Genomic DNA, 19,379 nt, shown 5'->3' with positions numbered 1-19,379 from the left:
AATGCCGTTCAGCCGGGGAATAATATTTCGTAATTCATTCAGTTATTATGGAATCGTCTCCGGCTGTTTTGTAACTTTGGAGTAAGTTAAGGATAAATGTGAAATTGCTGTGTTCAGAAAACTGTTAACCGGCTTAATACTGATTGTGCTCAGCGGGTGGGCCTCTGCCCAGCCGACGCCCCAGTTTGTCAGCCTGTCGGTCGAGCTGGACGGCTCAGTTTATGCTACCTGGAATATGCCGTCAGGGTCATTTGACGGGTTCAGGCTCTTTTACCGCCCTACCGGGAGCATGGGCGCCTATAATTCTGTTGATTTTCCCGCCACCGAGGAAGAAGGGTATCTGCCGGTTTCCGACGGGATGACCACCGGCTACGAAGCATTTCTGATTACCTTTAATTCATCCGGAGTCTCGGGCGATTCGAACCGGCTGCGGACGATCATGCTGCTGGTTTCAAACGGCGGAACGGGAACCGGAATTGCCCGGCTCGACTGGAACAGCATGAAGCTGGGCGGAGGGGAATTCTATGTTGTTTACAGGTCAGAAAACGGGATAGATTTTACCAGAGTGGGAGAGACTACGCAGTTGTTCTATTATGATACCGTCAATGCCTTGTGTGATCCGGTAACCATGTATTACCGGGTGGTTTATGAAACAGGTATCTATTATGCCGCTTCCAGTATTTCAAGTGGCATATTTGAAGACGATAACCTTCCGGAGGACCCGGTACTTTCGTATGTCACCATTGTCGACGGAAAAGCGGAAGTGCACTGGGCGCACAGTCCTACGCCCGATGTCAGCGGATACGTGATCGGGGTGAAGGAGGGGCCTAATTTCAATGATCACGCCACCACGGGATATACTGATTTTTTTACGGATGATCTTACCGCCCTGCCAACCTACCACGACCCATGCAATGAAGTGGTTACCTATGTGATGCGCGCCATCGACCAGTGCGGCAACTCAAGTTCGGGCGCGGTAAACTACCTCAGGCCGCACAATACCATCCTGATCAGCGGAGATACGGAAACCCTCTGCGACCGGAAAGCATCACTCAGCTGGAATTCTTATAAAAACATGATGCCGCCTGTAAGCACGTATATTATCATGCGCTCCTTTAACGGAGGCCTGCCCGTGGAAGTTGGCTCCGTTCCTTCGGGTACTGCTACAACCTATACCTTCATCGACGATGAATTGCTGGAACCGGGAGGCAGTTACACCTATTATGTCAGGGGCGTTAATGCGGATAACACCCTGAGTTCCGAAAGCTGCAGGCTTGAGTTGTTTCCCGATCCGGAACAGCTCGCTGCTTTCGCCCTGGATAACCTCACGGTGCTGAATAATGAAAGGATTGACCTGTACCTTTCGGGATCACCGGCTTCCCTGATTGCTGAAATTGAAGTATTGCGCTCATCCGAAGGGCCTGCCTCGCTGCAACCCCTGGTGAGGACGGGCTGGGGCGCCGGGAGTTCGCTGATTCTGCCCGAGCCTGCCGCTGAAGTTACCGGATCGAGCTATTATTACCGGGTAGTTGCCCTGGATCCCTGTGGTTTTGAGCTTGCATCCTCGGCGGTAATGAGAAGCATTTTTCTTGAGCTTACCGATATGGGGAGCGGCAACATCCGGCTGAACTGGAACGCCATTGAGGGATGGCCTGACGGACCAGTGGCCTACAAGGTTTATCGCTTCGACAACGGGCAGCCGGCAGCGGGATTTCCGCAGCAGGTATCGCCTTCAGTGCTCTTTTTTAATGATTACGCTTCAGGTGCGGAAGCCGGCCGCGTGACCTACTATGTTGAGGCTGTCAGGTCGGATGACGCCGTCAGCCGTTCCAACGAGGTGCTGCTTCCCGGAGAAGCCGATATTCGCATGCCCAACGCGTTCAGGGCCGGAGGTCTTTCGCCGGAGTTTAAACCCTTGGTAAGAAATATTGAGCCGGGTTTTTACAGCATGCTGATCTACAACCGATGGGGTCAACTGGTCTTCGAAACCAGTGATTACACCGCAGGCTGGGACGGCTCTTTCAACGGACAGGAAGCTGCCGCAGGGATTTATGCTGTAATCGTCAGGTACAGGGATTTCAACGGAACGGATTACGTCCGGAAAGGTTTTGTTATGCTTTTCCGCTGAAAAATTTACTCCTTTACCCCTCTGTTTTTCACATATTTTTCCAGCCAGGCATCTGTTTCCCAGAGCATGTGCAGCACATTTTCCCTGGCGCTGTATCCGTGACTTTCATAAGGAAGCAGCACCAGTCTGGCCGTTCCCCCCAATCCTTTGATCGCGCCGAACAGCCTTTCGCTCTGCAGGGTGAAGGTGCCCGGGTTATTGTCGGCATCACCGTGGATCAGCAGCAGGGGTTCGTTGATTTTATCGGCATGCACAAAAGGCGACATTTTCAGGTAAACATCCTGTGCCTCCCAGAAGGTACGCTCTTCGGCCTGGAAACCGAACGGCGTCAGGGTGCGGTTGTAAGCGCCGCTGCGGGCGATACCGGCTGCAAACAGGTCGCTGTGGGCCATCAGGTTGGCGGTCATAAACGCCCCGTACGAGTGGCCACCGATGGCCACGCGGTTTCTGTCGGCTACCCCGCGTTCAACCGCAAAATCTATCGCGGCGGCGGCATTGGCCACCAGCTGATCAGTAAATGAATCGTTGGGCTCGGTTTCTCCTTCGCCTATAACCGGGAAATCGGCATCGTCGAGAATGGCATACCCGCGGGCAGCCCAGTAAACCGGGGAACCATAGTATAGCTGCACGAAGGTATGCGGCGACTCTTTCACCTGTCCGGCCTGCCCGGCATCCTTGTATTCCCGCGGATAGGCCCACATCAGCATGGGCAGCCGTCCGTCGCGCGCTTTGTCATAGCCTGCCGGCAGGTAAAGGGTGGCCGAAAGGTCAACTCCGTCGGCACGCTTGTAGCGTACACTTTCCTTGCTGACGTTCATAAATGAAGCGTATGGATTCGGGAATGCGGTAAGTTTCCTGAGCGATTTACCTGAACGCAGGTAAAAGTTTGGATTTTCGGTCTTGCTTTCTATGCTGGTGATCAGCATCTTTTTGCCGGGGTTGACAACCCTTACGACCGATTCATAGGTTGAAATGCCTTCAGCCTGCCACAGGCGTTTGGTTTTCAGTGTTTTCAGGTCGAATTCGTCCAGAAATGGTTTGTTGCCTTCCGGGGAGTATCCCTCGCCTTGTAGGTACAGTTTTTTATTGTCCGGTGAAAACCAGAGTGAATAGGCATTCAGGTGGTTGCGTTTTTGCAGGAAATCGCCGGGATCTCCGTAATAATCTTCTGTGGAGCGGTCAAAGATTACTTTCATGGAACTTTTTCCGGACCCGGGATTGACCAGAAAGGTGGTTGATCTGCGGGTTTTCCACCAGCCGTCAGTTATAAGCGCTGTCTCTGAATTTCCCCATGTTACGTAGCGGAAACGGTTTGGGGTGGCTGCCAGGATATAGGGTTCTCCCGTGAACGGGGCATCGAGGGTGTACACCTGGTCTCTGACCGGGACATTGACTTCCGGATCGCCCTTGTCCATGGCTTCAACCCAGCAAAGGGTAGCCGGAAGATCGCTCCGCCACTGAATATTTCTTTTACCTGTTTCCACCGCATCGAAGCCGGTTGGCAATTCTTCAACCAGCGGACGTTGGTGGAAAATGCGGTACAGGCTTCCATCGGCCTTATGAATGGCATAAGTTACCGGAAATCTGTAATAGGGCACAATGTAGGAATAGGGTTGTTGTATGGTCTGAACCATCAGATAGTTTCCATCCGGCGAAAAACTGAGCGAGCGGTAGATGGCCTTCGGGAGAAATGGTGCAGCCGGTTCTTTCAGGCTGACCCTGACGATTTCGGATTCTGCGTAATGGTTAAAAGCTTTTTCATCAGCCGGTGAGCGCAGCAGGTCCTGATAAGTCCTGACCGGGGCCTTGCGTCCGGTGCTCTCCTGAATTGCAGGGCCTTCCGGCAGTTGCAGTCCGGTAGTCAGCGTTTCCCTGGATGAGGGGATCATAAAAACAAGCAAAGACTCTGAATCAGGGGTCCACAGATACGGCATCCCAATGCTTGCATTGAGGTTGGCATCCGTAACCCGGTTTGCCTGGCCAGAGGCAAGATCTACCGTCCATAGTTCAATGCCTGCGGGCAGGGTATTGGTGAATGCGATTTTCGTTTCATCCGGTGAAAAGCTGAAATCCGAGATTTTCAGTTGTTCAGGTAAACCTTTTACAACCGATGTTTCTCCTGACGCTATACTCAGAATGGATATGCCATAGGCGTAATTTGCCCTGGAAGGCCCGTTGGTCAGTGGATTGATGCGTAGGCCCCCGAGCCTTACCTCCCCGGCAGCCATCTCTTCAATGGTTTTGAAGGCGCGGCGCTCAAGCATAACCATCGTCTGATTCCGGGAGTCGATGCGTATCAGTGGCCTGGGATTGATATCCACTAGATCAAGAATCTCTTTCGGGGGCAGCTGGTATGGCTGCGGGTTTTGAGCCTGTAAGAATCCGTACATAACAGTAAGTAAAAGCAGAAGCTGTTTCATAATCTATCATTTAAAAGCGGAAAACGGGATTTTCAGCCCGGGTGATTTGGCCTGTAAATTTAGGATTTTTTAACAATACCGCTATACAAGGCTTTTTAAAGGTTTTTGAATGTTTCTGGTTATGCCTTCAATGTTTTTATTAATGGACATGCTGACAATTTGAATTAGATAAATAACAGATAATCAATGAAATAAAGTTCTTCTTAAGGCAACCTGTGTCGAAGAAATCCAGTGCAGGTTGCGGCTCTGCTTTCGAAGGTTTACCTGCATAGCTCAGGGCTTGTTTTTTATCCGCCGGTCAACCGGGATATCAGTAACCCGTTGAAAATCTATTTTTCATAACTTTGCGCTTCCCAATCCGGAAAAACATGTCAGCAATCAGTGAAAAGTTTACGGGCGAAGGCTTAACGTTTGATGATGTTTTGCTCATGCCGGCCTATTCAGAGGTTCTGCCCCGCGATGTTGACATCTCCACCCGTTTTTCGCGGAATATCAGACTGAATATCCCGATTGTTACGGCTGCCATGGATACCGTTACCGATGCCGTGATGGCCATTGCCATTGCCCAGGAAGGCGGAATAGGCGTGTTGCATAAGAACATGACGATTGAGGATCAGGCAAACGAAGTACGCAAGGTGAAACGTGCCGAAAACGGGATGATCCTGGATCCGATCACACTGACCGAAGGCGCCCTGGTGGCGGATGCACTGACAATTATGCGGGATTACGGAATCGGTGGAATACCGGTGGTGGATGCGTCCGGAAAACTGACAGGGATAGTGACCAACCGCGACCTTCGTTTTGAACGCAATCCGCGGAGGCCTGTTTCAGAGGTGATGACCAGCAGCAACCTGATCACAACCACTGAATTCACCGATTTCGAAAAGGCGGCGGATATTCTTCAGCAGTACAAGATAGAGAAACTTCCCGTAGTTGACAAGGATTTCAAACTGGTAGGACTGATCACATACAAAGATATCATCAAGATCAAGGCCCGGCCGAATGCCTGCAAGGATGAGCGGGGCCGGCTGAGGGTAGCTGCGGCTGTCGGCGTCACCACCGATATGATTGACAGGGTCCAGGCGCTGGTAAACAACGGGGTTGATGCGGTGGTGATTGATACGGCACATGGCCATTCAAAGGGGGTGATGGATGCTGCGAAATTATTCAGGAAACATTTTTCCGGAGTTGACCTGATTGTCGGCAATGTGGGTACTGCCGAAGCGGCCCGTGATTTCAAAAAACTGAACATCGACGGGATCAAGGTCGGCATAGGTCCCGGTTCCATATGCACAACGCGGATCATAGCGGGCATTGGCATTCCGCAGCTTTCTGCCATTTATCAGGTAGCTTCGGAACTGAAAGGATCAGGGATTCCGGTAATTGCCGATGGCGGGATCCGTTACACCGGCGACATCCCCAAAGCCATTGCAGCCGGGGCCGACTGTATTATGGCGGGCGGCTTGTTCGCGGGAGTGGAGGAATCTCCCGGGGAAACCATTATTTTCGAAGGACGCAAGTATAAGTCATACAGGGGAATGGGTTCGATGGAAGCGATGCAGAAAGGATCAAAGGATCGCTACTTTCAGGATACGGAAGACGATATTAATAAGCTGGTTCCCGAAGGTATTGTAGGCCGTGTGCCGTTCAAAGGCGCCCTCTCGGAAGTAGTCCATCAGCTGGTGGGCGGATTGCGTTCCGGCATGGGTTATACAGGATCTGAAAATATTGCCCGGCTTCAGCAGGCCAGATTTATTAAAATTACCGCTGCCGGTGTGGCCGAAAGTCATCCCCATGACATCACCATTACCAGTGAAGCGCCGAACTACAGCAGGTAACAATAAATGATTCAGGCTCTCCTGGAAGCAATTATGCAGGAAACCCGGTGAGCTAAAAGCAGTAACAATTGATAAGCATTAAAACAATAACAAAATGAAAAAGTCAGTATTAGGTTTAATTGTATTGATTTTCCTTACGATTACTACAATTCCGGTTTTTGCGCAGGATAGTGATCCTGTGATCCTGAATGTGGCAGGAGAGGAGATTACGCGCTCGGAGTTCCTGAATGTTTACATGAAAAACAATGTGAACAGCGAGGTGCTTGACCGCAAATCGCTGGAAGAATACATGGAGTTGTACATCAATTTCAGGCTGAAGGTAAAGGAAGCGGAAACGCTGGGCCTCGATACGGTGCGCTCGTTCAGGGAAGAGCTGGCCGGGTACCGCAAGCAGCTGGCACAGCCATACCTGATCGATGAGGAAATGAATAAATCGCTGTTGCAGGAAGCCTACGACCGTAAGAAAACGGACATCCGCGCCAGCCATATACTGATCAGGGTTGACCGCAACGCGGCACCTGCCGATACGCTGATGGCCTACAAAAAAGTGATGAACCTGCGTAAGCGGATACTTAAGGGTGAGGACTTCGGGAAAGTGGCCATGGAAGCATCCGATGATTTATCGGCACGCGACCGGCAGATGGAAGGCCGGACGATTAAAGGAAACCTCGGGGATCTCGGTTATTTTACCGTGTTTGATATGGTCTATCCATTCGAAACCGGTGCATATAACACCCCGGTAGGAGAAGTATCCATGCCGGTGCGCAGCGACTTCGGCTATCACCTTATTAAGGTAACCGACCGGAAGCCGGCACTCGGACGGGTGCAGGTTGCACATATCATGATGCGCTTGCCTGCCAATGCTACTGCTGAAGATAGCGCCAGGATAGCCGCAAAGGCAATGGAAGTATACACGCGCATTCTTAACGGCGAAGATTTCGCCCGGATGGCTGAACAGAACTCCGACGATAAATCCACTGCTGCCAAAGGCGGTGTGTTGCCCTGGTTCGGAGCCAATAAAATGATTCCCGAGTTTATCAGCGAAATCACAAAACTGAAAAACCTGAATGATGTCTCCAAACCATTTCTTACTTCCTTTGGCTGGCATATTGTTAAGTTGCTCGACCGGAAAGATATAGGAGCCTACGAAGATGTTGTTAACGAGTTAAAACAGAGCCTGACCCGCAGCGACCGCGCAAAAAAAAGCGAGGAAGCACTGCTTAACCGGATCAGGCGCGAGTATAAGTACACCGAAAACCTGAAAGCAAGGGATGATTTTTACAAAGTCGTCACCGATACCATTTTCAGTGCGAAATGGTCGGCGCAACAGGCTGCCGGCTTAAAGAAAACCATCATGACCATTGGTCGGCGAAGTTTTACGCAACAGGATTTTGCTGATTGGCTTGCAAAAAACCAGCGCAAACGTGCAAAAGAGGATATCAGAACATTTGTGAACGGTATGTTTACCACCTTTGTAAACGAAACCCTGCTGGCGTATGAAGATTCGCGCCTCGAATCGAAGTACCCTGACTTCAAAATGCTGGTAAAGGAATACCGGGACGGAATCCTGCTGTTTGAATTAACCGATCAGAAGATATGGTCGAAGGCTGTGAAGGATACTACTGGGCTTGAAGCGTTTTATAATCAGAACAAAGGCAACTACATGTGGGACCAGCGCCTTGATGCTACGGTTTATACCCTTGAATCAACGGATGATAAACTGATCGCCGGTTTAAGGAAAGCGATCAGCGGAGGTCTTACCGATACTGAACTGCTGGCCCAGTTTAACACCGACACAACTTCATTGCTGACGATCGACCACCGCAAATACCAGAAGGGTGACAATGAACTGATCGACAGCCTTGAATGGAAACCCGGGCTGGCGCCTGAATCCATTGATGAAGGTAAGGTTTACCTGGTGAATGTCCATGCGTTGCTCAGTCCGGAACCTAAGAAACTGAATGAAGCCCGGGGGCTGATCACTGCCGATTACCAGAATTACCTCGAGCAGGAATGGATCAGGGAGTTAAGGGCCAGGTATCCGTTTAAGGTAAATGAAGAAGTGCTTTCCTCCATAAAATAAAGGATTGCCAATGTTGCGACTTACCCGGTTTCTCTTAATTCCTGCTGTTTTTCTTTCAGCCTGCCGTTTTATAGGCAATCAGCCTGAAGAAGAAGTGATTGCCCTTGCGTATGATAAGTATCTATACCGTTCAGAGCTCGCCGGGGTGGTCCCGGATGGGGTTTCTGCAGCCGACAGTCTGGAAATTACCCGGCAGTATATCGATAACTGGGTCAGGCAGCAGGTATTGTTGCACCATGCGCAGGGGAACCTGCCCAAGGATAAAATGGATTTTGAGAAACAACTTGAAAATTATCGCAATTCGCTTATTATCTATGAGTATGAGAGTGAGTTGATCAGGCAGAAACTGGATACAGTCGTCAGTGAGGAAGAGATCAGTGCGTTTTATACAGAAAATGAAAGCAATTTTCAGTTGCGCGAAAATATAGTCCGGGTCAGCTACGTTAAAATTCCGCGGGGCTATGAAAACTCCCCACAGGCAAAAAAAGCGAAACAATATCTGATGTCATCCAAATCGGGTGATATGGAGAAATTAATTGAGCTGTGCGATAAATCAACGATTTCGTGCAGGCCCGATGACGAGAACTGGATCGTTTTCAATGACCTGATGCGCGAATTGCCTCTTGAAATATATGATCAGGAAAACTTCCTGAAGAACCGGACATTTCACGAAACCGGGGATTCCCTGTTTGTATACCTTATACGGTTCAATGATTATAAGATCACGGAAAGTACTTCTCCCCTCAGCCTTGAAGTTGATCGTATCCGGAACATGATCCTGAACATGCGGAAGCAGAAGCTGATCAACCGGATGCAGGAGGAGGTGTTTCAGGAGGCATTGAAAAACAAAGAGTTTGAAATATTTTAATTAACCCGGATTTAATTTCTTACTAAATGAAGATAGAAAGAATTGTTGCACTGCTGATACTGATGATGATATTGGTTGCCGCGGATAAAGGTTATGCGCAGGAGCAGGTGATTGATGAGGTGGTCGCTGTAGTCGGTGCCAATTATATCCTGCAATCTGACATTGAAACACAGTACATCCAGTTTCGCATGCAGGGCATTATCAGCGACGCCCGTGCCACACGTTGCCGCATACTGGAGGATTTATTGTTTCAGAAATTGTTGCTGAACCAGGCGGAGCTCGACAGTATTGAAGTTTCCGATGATGAAATCGAGCAGACCATGGATGCAAGGTTCCGGTATTATATACAGCAGTTTGGTTCACAGGAAAAGCTGGAACAATTTTATAAAAAACCCCTGATCCAGATCAGGGAAGAGTTCCGCAGTCTGGTGAAAGAGCAACTGATGGTTGATCAGGTGCAGCAAAATCTGGTCAAGGACATTAAGGTAACGCCTTCCGAAGTACGCAGCTTTTTCAACAGAATCCCGAATGACAGCATTCCGTTGATCGAGATGGAATACGAGGTAGGAAGGATTGTAAAGGAACCATCGATCAGCAAGGAAGAGATGGATGCAACGCGCGAACGGTTGCGGGCACTGCGTGATCGGCTGATCAAAGGAGAGAACTTTGCGGCGCTGGCGGCGCTGTATTCCGAAGATCCCGGCTCGGCAAAAAAAGGCGGTGAGGTTGGTTTTGTGAGCCGTGGGCAGTTGTATCCCGAGTATGAGGCCGCAGCATTTGGTTTGAAAAAAGGCGAAATTTCCGATATCATCAAATCTAAAGCCGGATATCATGTAATTCAGCTGATTGAGCGCAGGGGCGAGATGATCAATACCCGCCATATCCTGTTGATGCCCAAAATTTCCGATGATGACCTGGCAAGGGCTTCCCGCCTGCTCGACAGCGTGGCCGGGCTGATCCGCGAAAAGAAAATGACATTTGAAGAAGCAGCGTTGAAATTTTCAGATGACCCGGGAAAAATCTCCGGTGGCCTGATGGTTAATGAAATGACCGGAAATACGCGGTTTTCGGCAAAGCACCTGGATCCGAAAATCTTCTTTGCCATTGATAAAATGAACGTTGGGGATGTGTCGCGCCCGATGATCATGACCAATGAAGAGGCCAAACAAACGCTGAACCTCTATTACCTGAAAACCAGAACGGAACCGCATCGTGCCAACCTGAAAGACGACTACAGCACCATTCAGCAGTGGGCGCTCAATAAAAAACAGGATGATGTAATCAATAAATGGATCGGTGATAAGATCGGGAAAACCTATTTCAGGATCAATGAAAGCTACCAGGATTGCAATTTTGAACACAACTGGAGCATTCAGTAAATGAATCTGTTTATAAAGAAGCGTAATTATGACTCCTTATAAAAGCGATGTAGAGGCGGTAGACGCCTTTGTTGAGAAGTACAGGATGCTGACTGCCGAAATAGGCAAAGTGATTGTAGGTCAGAATGATGTGGTAAAAGATGTGCTGATCTGTATTTTCAGTAAAGGCCATGCCCTGCTGGTCGGGGTGCCGGGACTTGCGAAGACCCTGCTGGTGAATACCATCGCGCGCTCCCTGGGGCTTACCTACAGCCGTATACAGTTTACCCCTGACCTGATGCCGTCGGATATTCTTGGAACCGAAATCCTGGACGAAAACCGCAGGTTTAAATTCCTGAAGGGGCCTGTTTTTGCCAATATCATCCTGGCTGACGAAATCAACAGAACCCCGCCCAAAACACAATCGGCGCTGCTTGAGGCCATGCAGGAGAAAGCGGTAACCGTTGCCGGAGAAAGTCACCGGCTGGCCGAACCTTTTTTTGTGCTGGCTACCCAGAACCCGATTGAACAGGAAGGAACATACCCACTGCCCGAGGCTCAGCTCGACCGTTTTATGTTCAATATCTGGTTGGATTATCCTACTTTCGGACAGGAAATAGATGTCGTTAAGAATACCACAACTGAAAAGACATCAGCGCCATCCGTGGTGCTGACCGGCGAAGAGATCATGTATTTCCAGAACCTGATCCGCCGCATTCCCGTTGCCGACAACGTTTATGAGTATGCCGTACGGCTGGCATCACGCACCCGGCCGGGCACGGAGATGGCCCACCCGTGGACCAACCTCTATCTTACCTGGGGAGCAGGTCCCCGCGCATCGCAGTACCTGATTCTCGGGGCCAAATGCCATGCCGCCATCCGTGGCAAGTATTCGCCGGATATAGAAGATGTTCAGGCGGTAGCCACCAGTATTCTCCGGCATCGTATTGTGCGGAATTACAAAGCCGAGGCGGAAGGTATCGGGGTGAAACAGATTGTGGAGGAATTGCTGAAATAACCGGGCGCTGATCAAAACCTGAGTATAGTTGTTCGGTTTATGCATAAAGATCAGGGACATTTCCCGGAGCGTTAATGTCGGTTTATCCCATTACAGCGTGTATTTCACCGTTTGTAAAGCAGTGAGCGAATAAGCGCATCACCAAAACTGATTCCGGATTTTCAGCGTGAGTTTCAGTTCATGCAGGCCCTCATCAAACATGCATGTTTATTTCAGCATTCTTTTATGCAAGCTCAATAAATGGCTAAATTTGCCGTTACCTTAAATAAGGATATTTTTAATATTATTGTAAGTATTAATCGTTCTCTTATGTCATTACCAAAGCCTGGCCGGAAATTCTGGTATATATTTCCGGTTGTTATCCTGGCCCTGCTTGCCAGTTGGTATTATTTTTCAAATTCCGGGAAATCCGGTCCCGCGGTTTCAACAAAAGTACTTTATGGTGACTTCAGCATCAATGTGACTACCAGCGGGGAGCTTGAGGCGAAGAATTCCGAGAATATCCTGGGCCCTTCGGGTTTGCGCGAAGTGCGGATATGGCAGGTTCAGATCAGTGATATCATCCCTGAAGGAACCCTGGTTGATTCCGGACAATATGTGGCAACCCTCGACCGTACGGAGATCACCAACCGCATGAAAGACCTGGAGAGTGAACTGGAGAAGCTGGAATCGCAGTTTGTGAAAACAAAGCTGGATACCTCCATTGATATGAGGGCCGCCCGTGAGGAGCTCATCAACCTTAAGTATGCGCTGGAAGAAAGGCAGATTACTGTCGAGCAATCCATTTATGAGCCGCCTGCCACCCAGCGTCAGGCCCGGATTGAACTGGAAAAGGCACAACGCGCTTACCAGCAGGCCGAAAAGAATTACAAGCTCCGCTCGGATAAGAATAACGCCAACATGCAGGAGGTAGCCGCTTCCTATACCCAGGCGCAACGCAGGTTGGAGCAGATCCGTGAAGTGCTGAGCGGATTTACCGTTACCGCGCCAAAACCGGGAATGCTGATCTATAAACGTAACTGGGACGGATCAAAGATGGGGATCGGATCAACCATGAGTTCCTGGGACAATGTGGTGGCAACCCTTCCGAACCTGAATGAAATGATTTCGAAAACCTATGTAAATGAAATAGACATCAGTAAGGTTAAAACCGGACAGAAAGTGCAGATTGGCGTGGATGCCTTTCCCGACAGAAAGTATACCGGTGAAGTAACCGAGGTGGCCAATATCGGTGAGCAGATGCGGAACTCTAATGCAAAGGTTTTTGAAGTCAGGATCAGGGTCAATGAATTCGATTCCATTCTTCGTCCTGCCATGACAACAAAAAATACCATCATCACCTCTGTTATCCCGGATGTGCTTTATCTTCCGATAGAATGTGTACATACCAGCGATAGTATCTCCTTTGTTTATAAAACTTCAGGACAGGTCCGCCAGCAGGTGAAAACCGGTGTCACCAATGAAAACCAGATCATTATTACCGAAGGGCTGAAGGAAGGGGAGGAGGTTTATCTGTCTCCGCCTGAGAATGCGATTGAATGGAAACTGGTTGGTTTGTAAGCGTTCAGTGTTAACAGGTATTGATTCATGAAAAAAATATTTTTCACCGGCCGGAAACTCTACATACTCACCATTGCACTGGAAGCCGTTTTTGCCAACAGATTCCGTTCCATGCTCACGGCGTTGGGAATAATCTTTGGTGTAGCTGCGGTAATTGCCATGCTTGCCATTGGCAACGGGGCAAAACAGGAGATTCTTGAACAGATGAAGCTGGTGGGGGTGAACAACATCATCATCATGCCAAAGGTGGAGTCAAAAATGGAAGAAGCTGCCAAGGAAAACGGACAGGGAAAGCAGGCTACTGAAAAATTCTCTCCGGGATTAACGCTTGCCGATGCCGCCAGTATTGCGGCCATCATTCCTTCTGTTGAGAAAGTCAGCCCGGAAGTGGTGTATGAATCTGTGATTATTTCAGAAGGGGTGAGTACCTATGGAAAAGTAAGCGGTGTCACCCCGGACTTTTTTGATGTTTTCAGCCTCCCCCTCGAACGTGGTGAGATGTTTAACGAGGAGCAGTTGCGCGAAGGAAAGGCGGTCTGCATTCTCGGGGCTACCATCAAAGCAAAGCTGTTTCCCCATTCCGATCCGGTCGGAAGGTATGTCAAATGTGGCAACGTCTGGCTCAAGGTTACCGGCGTATTGCAGAGCCGTGCCGTGAATGCGGAGATTTCGGAAAATCTGGGTATCAGTGATTACAATAACCAGGTTTATGCGCCTATTCAAACGATGCTTTTACGATACCGCGACCGTTCTGTGGTCACAACGGCTATGATCAGGGGAGGTAGCAGCGGAAGTGTGGTTATTGACGGGGGATTCATGTCTTTCTCCTCTTCAGGGGGCAGCGATGAAGGCGTAGCCAACCAGATCGACAAGATTGTGGTGCAGGTAAAAGAGACCGACCTGATCAGCCAGACATCGGAGATCATTCAGCGGATGCTCAAACGCCGGCATGCCGGGGTGGATGATTTCGAGATCAAGGTGCCGGAACTCCTGCTGAAGCAGGAACAACGCACAAAAGATATTTTCAACATTGTGCTGGGGGCCATTGCCAGCATTTCACTCATTGTCGGCGGTATAGGAATTATGAATATCATGCTGGCCTCAGTGATGGAGCGCACCAAGGAAATCGGTATCCGTATGGCCACCGGCGCCACCCGGAAGGATGTTATTTTTCAGTTTCTGGCAGAAGCAACCCTGATCAGCCTTTCGGGAGGAATTGTCGGAATTTTCCTGGGCATGGCCCTGGCGAAAATCATCATGGAAGTTGCGGGCATTCTTACCATCGTTTCATTGGCCTCAATTGTAATTTCATTCGGTGTTTCAGCCACAGTGGGAATCGCCTTCGGGTATATGCCTGCCAAGAAAGCCGCAATGCAGGATCCAGTGACTTCTCTCCGGTATGAGTAAAACAATGGATACATATACTTGTCAGCAAATTCAGCAATCTTAGGTCTTAATGATATTTAAAATGCGTAGTTTAAGGATTTCTTTACTTTTTGTTCTGATTATCTCAGCTTGTGGGTTTGCAGGCGCCCAGACCCAGGTTAAGGTACTTACATTGCCCGAGGTAATCGAAATAGCCAAAAGACAGTCGCCCGACGCCCTGGCTGCACAGCACCGGTTCAGGAGCAGTTACTGGCAGTACCGGAATTATAAGGCGGGTCTGATGCCCATGCTTACCCTTGACGGAACCCTGCCCAGCCTGAGCCGGAGCATCGAGAAGATCACAACGCCCGAGGGGGATTTCTTCTACGAACGCAACCTGGCCAATTATACTGCAGCCTTGTCACTGTCAAAAAATATCGGGTTGACCGGCGGACAGATATTTCTTAACTCTGATCTCCAGCGCATCGACCTTTTCAGCGACAGCACCGTTACTTCCTACCTCTCTTCTCCCCTGAACATCGGGATAAGGCAGCCTTTGTTCAACTATAACCCTTTCCGGTGGGCACGCAGGGTGGAGCCCATGCGCTACAACGAAGCTGAACGCAGATACATCGAGGATGTAGAGCAGGTCAGCATTTCGGCCGTCAATCTGTTTTTTAGCCTGCTGGATGCGCAGATCCGCCAGAAAATTCAGCAGATCAACCTGGCCAATAACGATACCCTTTATCAGATTGCCAGGGGAAGATTTAATATCGGTACCATTGCCGAAAATGAACTGCTGCAGATTGAACTGAGCCTCCTCAATGCCCGTGCAGCCGTTGAAAGTGCCAGCCTGGATGTGGAAATGAAAATGTTCAGTCTGAAATCATTTCTTCGTATTCCCGAAGATGTATCCTTGCAACTGATTGCTCCATCGGCTCCTGCAGCTCCCGTGATCGATGCACAACTGGCCGTGAATGAAGGACGCGAAAACCGCTCGGATGCCCTGGCCTTCGAACGCAGGATGATTGTTGCCGAAAGCGGGGTGAATAAAGCAAAGGCTGAAAACCGATTCAATGCCAACCTGTATGCAGTATACGGACTGACCCAAAGCTCCTCTGACTTAAGTACGGTCTACAAAAATCCTCAGGACCAGCAAAGGCTGGTGCTTGGAATTCAGGTGCCCATTCTCGACTGGGGATTGACCCGGGGGAAAATCAAACTTGCCGAGTCGGACCGCGAACTGGAACGTACCGCCGTTCAGCAGGAAATGATAGATTTCGACCAGGAGATTTTTCTGAAAGTGATGCAGTTTAATATGCAGCGGGGACAGCTTGAAATTGCCGCCAAAAGCGATACCGTTGCCGTGAAGCGATACGAAGTAACCAAGCAGCGTTATCTGATCGGCAAGATCGGTATTATTGACCTGAATCTGGCCCAGACAGAGAAAGACAATGCCCAGCAGGGCTATATTGCATCCCTCTCTTCTTACTGGCGCAGTTTCTATGAATTACGAAAACTGACACTATTTGATTTTATTGAAGGAAGGCGGATACTTTTCAATTTCAACGATATTCCTGACGTTGAATAGTGCCCAATCCCTCCTGCCGGCATGAGAATGCTTTATCTGGCTGTACTCCGGGATTATCATAATAGATTCACCAGGCTTATGCAGATGTCATTTTTTTTTACACCTTTGTGCCAAACAATCTTTCCTGAAAGATGAGCAGTGATATTCCGGGTTCAGTAATTCTTTTTGCTTTCGGTTTAACCATGTTTGCCGGTCTTTCAACGGGGATTGGCGCAGCGGTGGCATTCTTTGCAAAAAAAACCAACACCCGCCTGCTTTCTACGGCGCTCGGCTTCTCCGCCGGCGTGATGATTTATGTATCGATGATCGAGATCTTCCAGAAGTCGAAGGAAAGCCTGATCAGTGAACTGGGGGAGGCGCAGGGATATACGGCTGCCGTGCTGGCTTTTTTCGGCGGTATTTTTCTTTCAGCCATTATTGACAAACTGGTTCCGTCGGGACAGAACCCCCACGAACAGGTTTCACTCAGCGAGATCAGCGACGTGCAGCATGCGGTCAGGAAAAAGAAAGCGCTTTACCGCATGGGTATCTTTTCGGCAATGGCCATTGCCATTCACAATTTTCCTGAGGGGTTGGCCACCTTTTTCTCGGCTGTAGAAGACCCCGCACTCGGTATCAGTGTGGCCATCGCGGTGGCCATCCATAACATCCCCGAAGGGATTGCAGTCTCCATTCCGGTATTTTACTCAACGGAAAACCGGAAAAAGGCCTTTTTTCTCTCTTTTATGTCAGGGCTTGCCGAACCGGTCGGTGCGCTGTTCGGCTTTTTCTTTCTGCTGCCTTTCTTCAACGGGCTGACCTTTGGCATTACCTTTGGCATTGTGGCCGGTATCATGGTCTTTATCTCGCTCGACGAACTTTTGCCCACCGCCGAGCAATACGGTGAGCACCATCTGACCATTTACGGCCTGATTGCCGGTATGGCGGTGATGGCGGTGAGCCTGCTGCTTTTCGTATAAATGAAGGATACCCCGGATCTTTTTTCTGAATCGGCCCAACCCGTTTCATTACCGATGGATAATGGAATCCTGACCTATTATCCCGCTTTTCTTCATCCTTCGGATTGTGCGCATTATATCGGTAAACTGAAAGACGAAATCAGCTGGAAGCAGGAAAGCATCCGCATTTTCGGTAAATCGTATCTGACTCCGCGCCTCACGGCCTGGTACGGAGATGCCGGGGCCGTTTACAGCTATTCAGGATTGAAACTGAGTCCTGAGCCCTGGTCGCCGGCGCTGGTGCAACTCAGGGACATGATTATTGCAGTAACCGGAAGCAGGTTCAATTCCGTGTTGCTTAACTGGTACCGCGATGGGAATGACAGCATGGGCTGGCATGCCGATGATGAAAAGGAGCTGGGCGTCAATCCTGTAATCGCAAGCCTGAGTCTGGGGCAGGAAAGGGATTTCAGGTTCCGGCGCAAGGACAATCACCGGGATACTTTCAATGTAAAACTGGCCAACGGCAGCCTTTTGGTCATGGGGGGAGAAATACAGCATTTCTGGCAACATGCGCTGCATAGGTCGGCCAGGCATTTGTCAGAACGGATCAACCTTACCTTCAGGCTGATCAGGCCTGTTTAATCCAAAGAGTCACAAACCGATTTCATCGGCTATTTCTGCCATTGCATTTATGCTCAGGGCGGCGAATTCATCAAGCGTCAGCCCTATTTTCTCACATTCCAGAATAGCTTCCCGTCTTACTGAAGCTGCAAATGCTTTTTCTTTCATCCGCTTCACAACCGATTTAGGTTTTACGGATGCTACCTTTTTATCGGGGTAAACCATGGCTGTCGCGGTGATGAGCCCGGTAATGGTTTCTCCGGCGGCAAGGGCGTGCTGGAATTCAGTCTCCCGTTCCAGACCGGTAGCCATCTCGTTGTGCATACGGATGGCATCAACCACATCTCCATCTATCCCGAGTCCGGTGAGGATACGTGCAGTTTCCAGGGCATGGATGGCTGGGTCCGCATTTGTGATTTCCACATCAAGATCATGAAGCAGTCCTGCCTGTGCCCATTTTTCCGGATCGCGGCCCAAACGAAGGGCGAGTGCCCGCATCACGGCTTCCGACGCCAGCGAATGGGCGATCATGCGTTCATTCTTTATATATCTCCTCAGCAAATCAAGTGCTTCATTGCGTGATAACAACATGGCTTCTTCCTCCCGGATTTTAGTACTTTCTTTTATATTTACTGCCCGGTTTACCGGGAAATAATCATTTACTTAATGCAGATCCAGTCCATTCAGCATATAAACGGAATGCCTGACCGTTGAAGTAATAACAGACAGGTATTCCTCAACCGCCTTCACGCTCCCCGGAAGGGTATATATAAGCGACATTCCTTTTACCCCGGCAACACCCCGGCTAAGCAAGGCATTGGGTTTTTCGGAACCGTATTTCAGCCGGATCATTTCCATAATTCCGGGGATTTCCTTGTCAAGCATCGGTTTTACAACATCCACGGTAATATCGCGTGGCCCGATGCCTGTCCCGCCTGTAGTAAAAATTATATCTGCACCGGCCGCCCCGCTGATTTCCTGCCTGAGCAGTTCTGCTTCATCGGGAATCACACTCCTCACGATCTCAGCTTTCCATCCCAGACCGGCAAAGTATTCTTCAAGTATCTGAACGGCACGGGGCCCGCTGCGGTCTTCATATTCGCCGGAAGCTGCCCGGTCGCTCAGCGTGATGACTTTTACCCCGAATACCTTCGGATGATAGGTCATTACATCTCCGGCTTTTACTATGCCCGGTTTCAATACCCTGCAGAATATTCCCTCTTTAGGCATCACACAATTGCCAACCTCCCGGTATATTGCGCAGCTGTCGCCGTGGCATTTTTTTCCTATCTGGGTTACTTCGAGCACGGCATCGCCGATCGTAAACCGGTCGAGTGGATGGGTTTCGTAAAGAATAATACCTTCGGTGGTGATGTTTTCGGCAAACTCACCATATTTCAGCGGCCTGCCGGCGACTTTCTCGAATTTTCTGAAACTTTCTGTTCCCAACAGGCTTACCTGACGGTGCCATTTCCCGGCATGGGCATCTCCATCAACACCGTTAAGGGTAAGCGCGATGTGCTTCACAGGCACCTTAATGGTTCCTTTTTTCTCAGAGATGTTGACGGATTTTATATCTATTTTCATG

At 49.5% G+C, this 19,379-nt stretch carries 14 protein-coding genes; 11 read left to right on the top strand and 3 right to left on the bottom strand.

The genetic code is table 11. The features are described from left to right. Positions 1-109: 109 nt before the first annotated feature. Positions 110-2,128 (top strand): T9SS type B sorting domain-containing protein, encoded by a 2,019-nt coding sequence (locus TBC1_RS08565; RefSeq protein WP_062040857.1) that lies wholly within the window; start codon positions 110-112, stop codon positions 2,126-2,128. Between the two features lie 5 nt (positions 2,129-2,133). Here the strand turns inward: TBC1_RS08565 and TBC1_RS08560 are convergent, their stop codons facing one another. Further along, on the bottom strand, positions 2,134-4,548 hold the full coding sequence (locus tag TBC1_RS08560; RefSeq protein ID WP_062040855.1) for a S9 family peptidase: 2,415 nt from the start codon (positions 4,546-4,548) through the stop codon (positions 2,134-2,136). 368 nt (positions 4,549-4,916) lie between these two features. Here TBC1_RS08560 and guaB point away from each other — a divergent pair, with 368 nt between their 5' ends. The 10 genes from guaB (at position 4,917) to TBC1_RS08510 (ending at position 17,812) form a co-directional block, all read left to right on the top strand. Further along, positions 4,917-6,386, top strand: coding sequence for an IMP dehydrogenase (gene guaB / locus TBC1_RS08555; protein ID WP_062040852.1), 1,470 nt, complete (start codon positions 4,917-4,919; stop codon positions 6,384-6,386). Between the two features lie 94 nt (positions 6,387-6,480). Continuing rightward, positions 6,481-8,469 (top strand): foldase protein PrsA, encoded by a 1,989-nt coding sequence (locus tag TBC1_RS08550; RefSeq protein ID WP_062040849.1) that lies wholly within the window; start codon positions 6,481-6,483, stop codon positions 8,467-8,469. 10 nt (positions 8,470-8,479) lie between these two features. Further along, positions 8,480-9,337 (top strand): hypothetical protein, encoded by an 858-nt coding sequence (locus TBC1_RS08545; protein WP_062040847.1) that lies wholly within the window; start codon positions 8,480-8,482, stop codon positions 9,335-9,337. Positions 9,338-9,363: 26 nt separating this feature from the next. After that, positions 9,364-10,716 carry a peptidylprolyl isomerase gene (locus TBC1_RS08540; protein ID WP_062040844.1) on the top strand — a complete coding sequence of 451 codons (1,353 nt, stop codon included), beginning with the start codon at positions 9,364-9,366 and terminating at the stop codon, positions 10,714-10,716. A 28-nt stretch (positions 10,717-10,744) separates the two neighbouring features. Beyond that, positions 10,745-11,713: an AAA family ATPase gene (locus tag TBC1_RS08535; RefSeq protein ID WP_062040841.1), complete on the top strand. Its 969-nt coding sequence runs from the start codon at positions 10,745-10,747 to the stop codon at positions 11,711-11,713. A gap of 309 nt (positions 11,714-12,022) precedes the next feature. Then, entirely contained in the window at positions 12,023-13,273 is a 1,251-nt protein-coding gene (locus TBC1_RS08530) for an efflux RND transporter periplasmic adaptor subunit (RefSeq protein WP_062040838.1), read from the top strand. Between the two features lie 27 nt (positions 13,274-13,300). Beyond that, positions 13,301-14,680, top strand: coding sequence for an ABC transporter permease (locus TBC1_RS08525; protein WP_062040835.1), 1,380 nt, complete (start codon positions 13,301-13,303; stop codon positions 14,678-14,680). Between the two features lie 61 nt (positions 14,681-14,741). After that, entirely contained in the window at positions 14,742-16,229 is a 1,488-nt protein-coding gene (locus TBC1_RS08520) for a TolC family protein (RefSeq protein WP_172668861.1), read from the top strand. 131 nt (positions 16,230-16,360) lie between these two features. Beyond that, positions 16,361-17,188, top strand: a complete 828-nt coding sequence (zupT, locus tag TBC1_RS08515) for a zinc transporter ZupT (protein WP_062040829.1) — start codon at positions 16,361-16,363, stop codon at positions 17,186-17,188. A gap of 54 nt (positions 17,189-17,242) precedes the next feature. Further along, a complete protein-coding gene (locus TBC1_RS08510) occupies positions 17,243-17,812 on the top strand; it encodes an alpha-ketoglutarate-dependent dioxygenase AlkB family protein (RefSeq protein WP_062042909.1) in 570 nt (189 codons plus the stop codon). A gap of 9 nt (positions 17,813-17,821) precedes the next feature. On the opposite strand, the gene TBC1_RS08505 is transcribed toward TBC1_RS08510, so the two are convergent. Together TBC1_RS08505 and TBC1_RS08500 are read right to left on the bottom strand one after the other, a co-directional pair. Continuing rightward, positions 17,822-18,382 (bottom strand): HD domain-containing protein, encoded by a 561-nt coding sequence (locus tag TBC1_RS08505; protein ID WP_062040826.1) that lies wholly within the window; start codon positions 18,380-18,382, stop codon positions 17,822-17,824. Positions 18,383-18,454: 72 nt separating this feature from the next. Next, positions 18,455-19,378 (bottom strand): MOSC domain-containing protein, encoded by a 924-nt coding sequence (locus TBC1_RS08500; protein ID WP_062040824.1) that lies wholly within the window; start codon positions 19,376-19,378, stop codon positions 18,455-18,457. Between the last annotated feature and the right edge of the window lies 1 nt (position 19,379).

It is taken from the genome of Lentimicrobium saccharophilum (genome assembly GCF_001192835.1).
Lineage (GTDB): Bacteria > Bacteroidota > Bacteroidia > Bacteroidales > Lentimicrobiaceae > Lentimicrobium > Lentimicrobium saccharophilum.
This window is presented reverse-complemented; position numbering and strand designations above follow the sequence as displayed.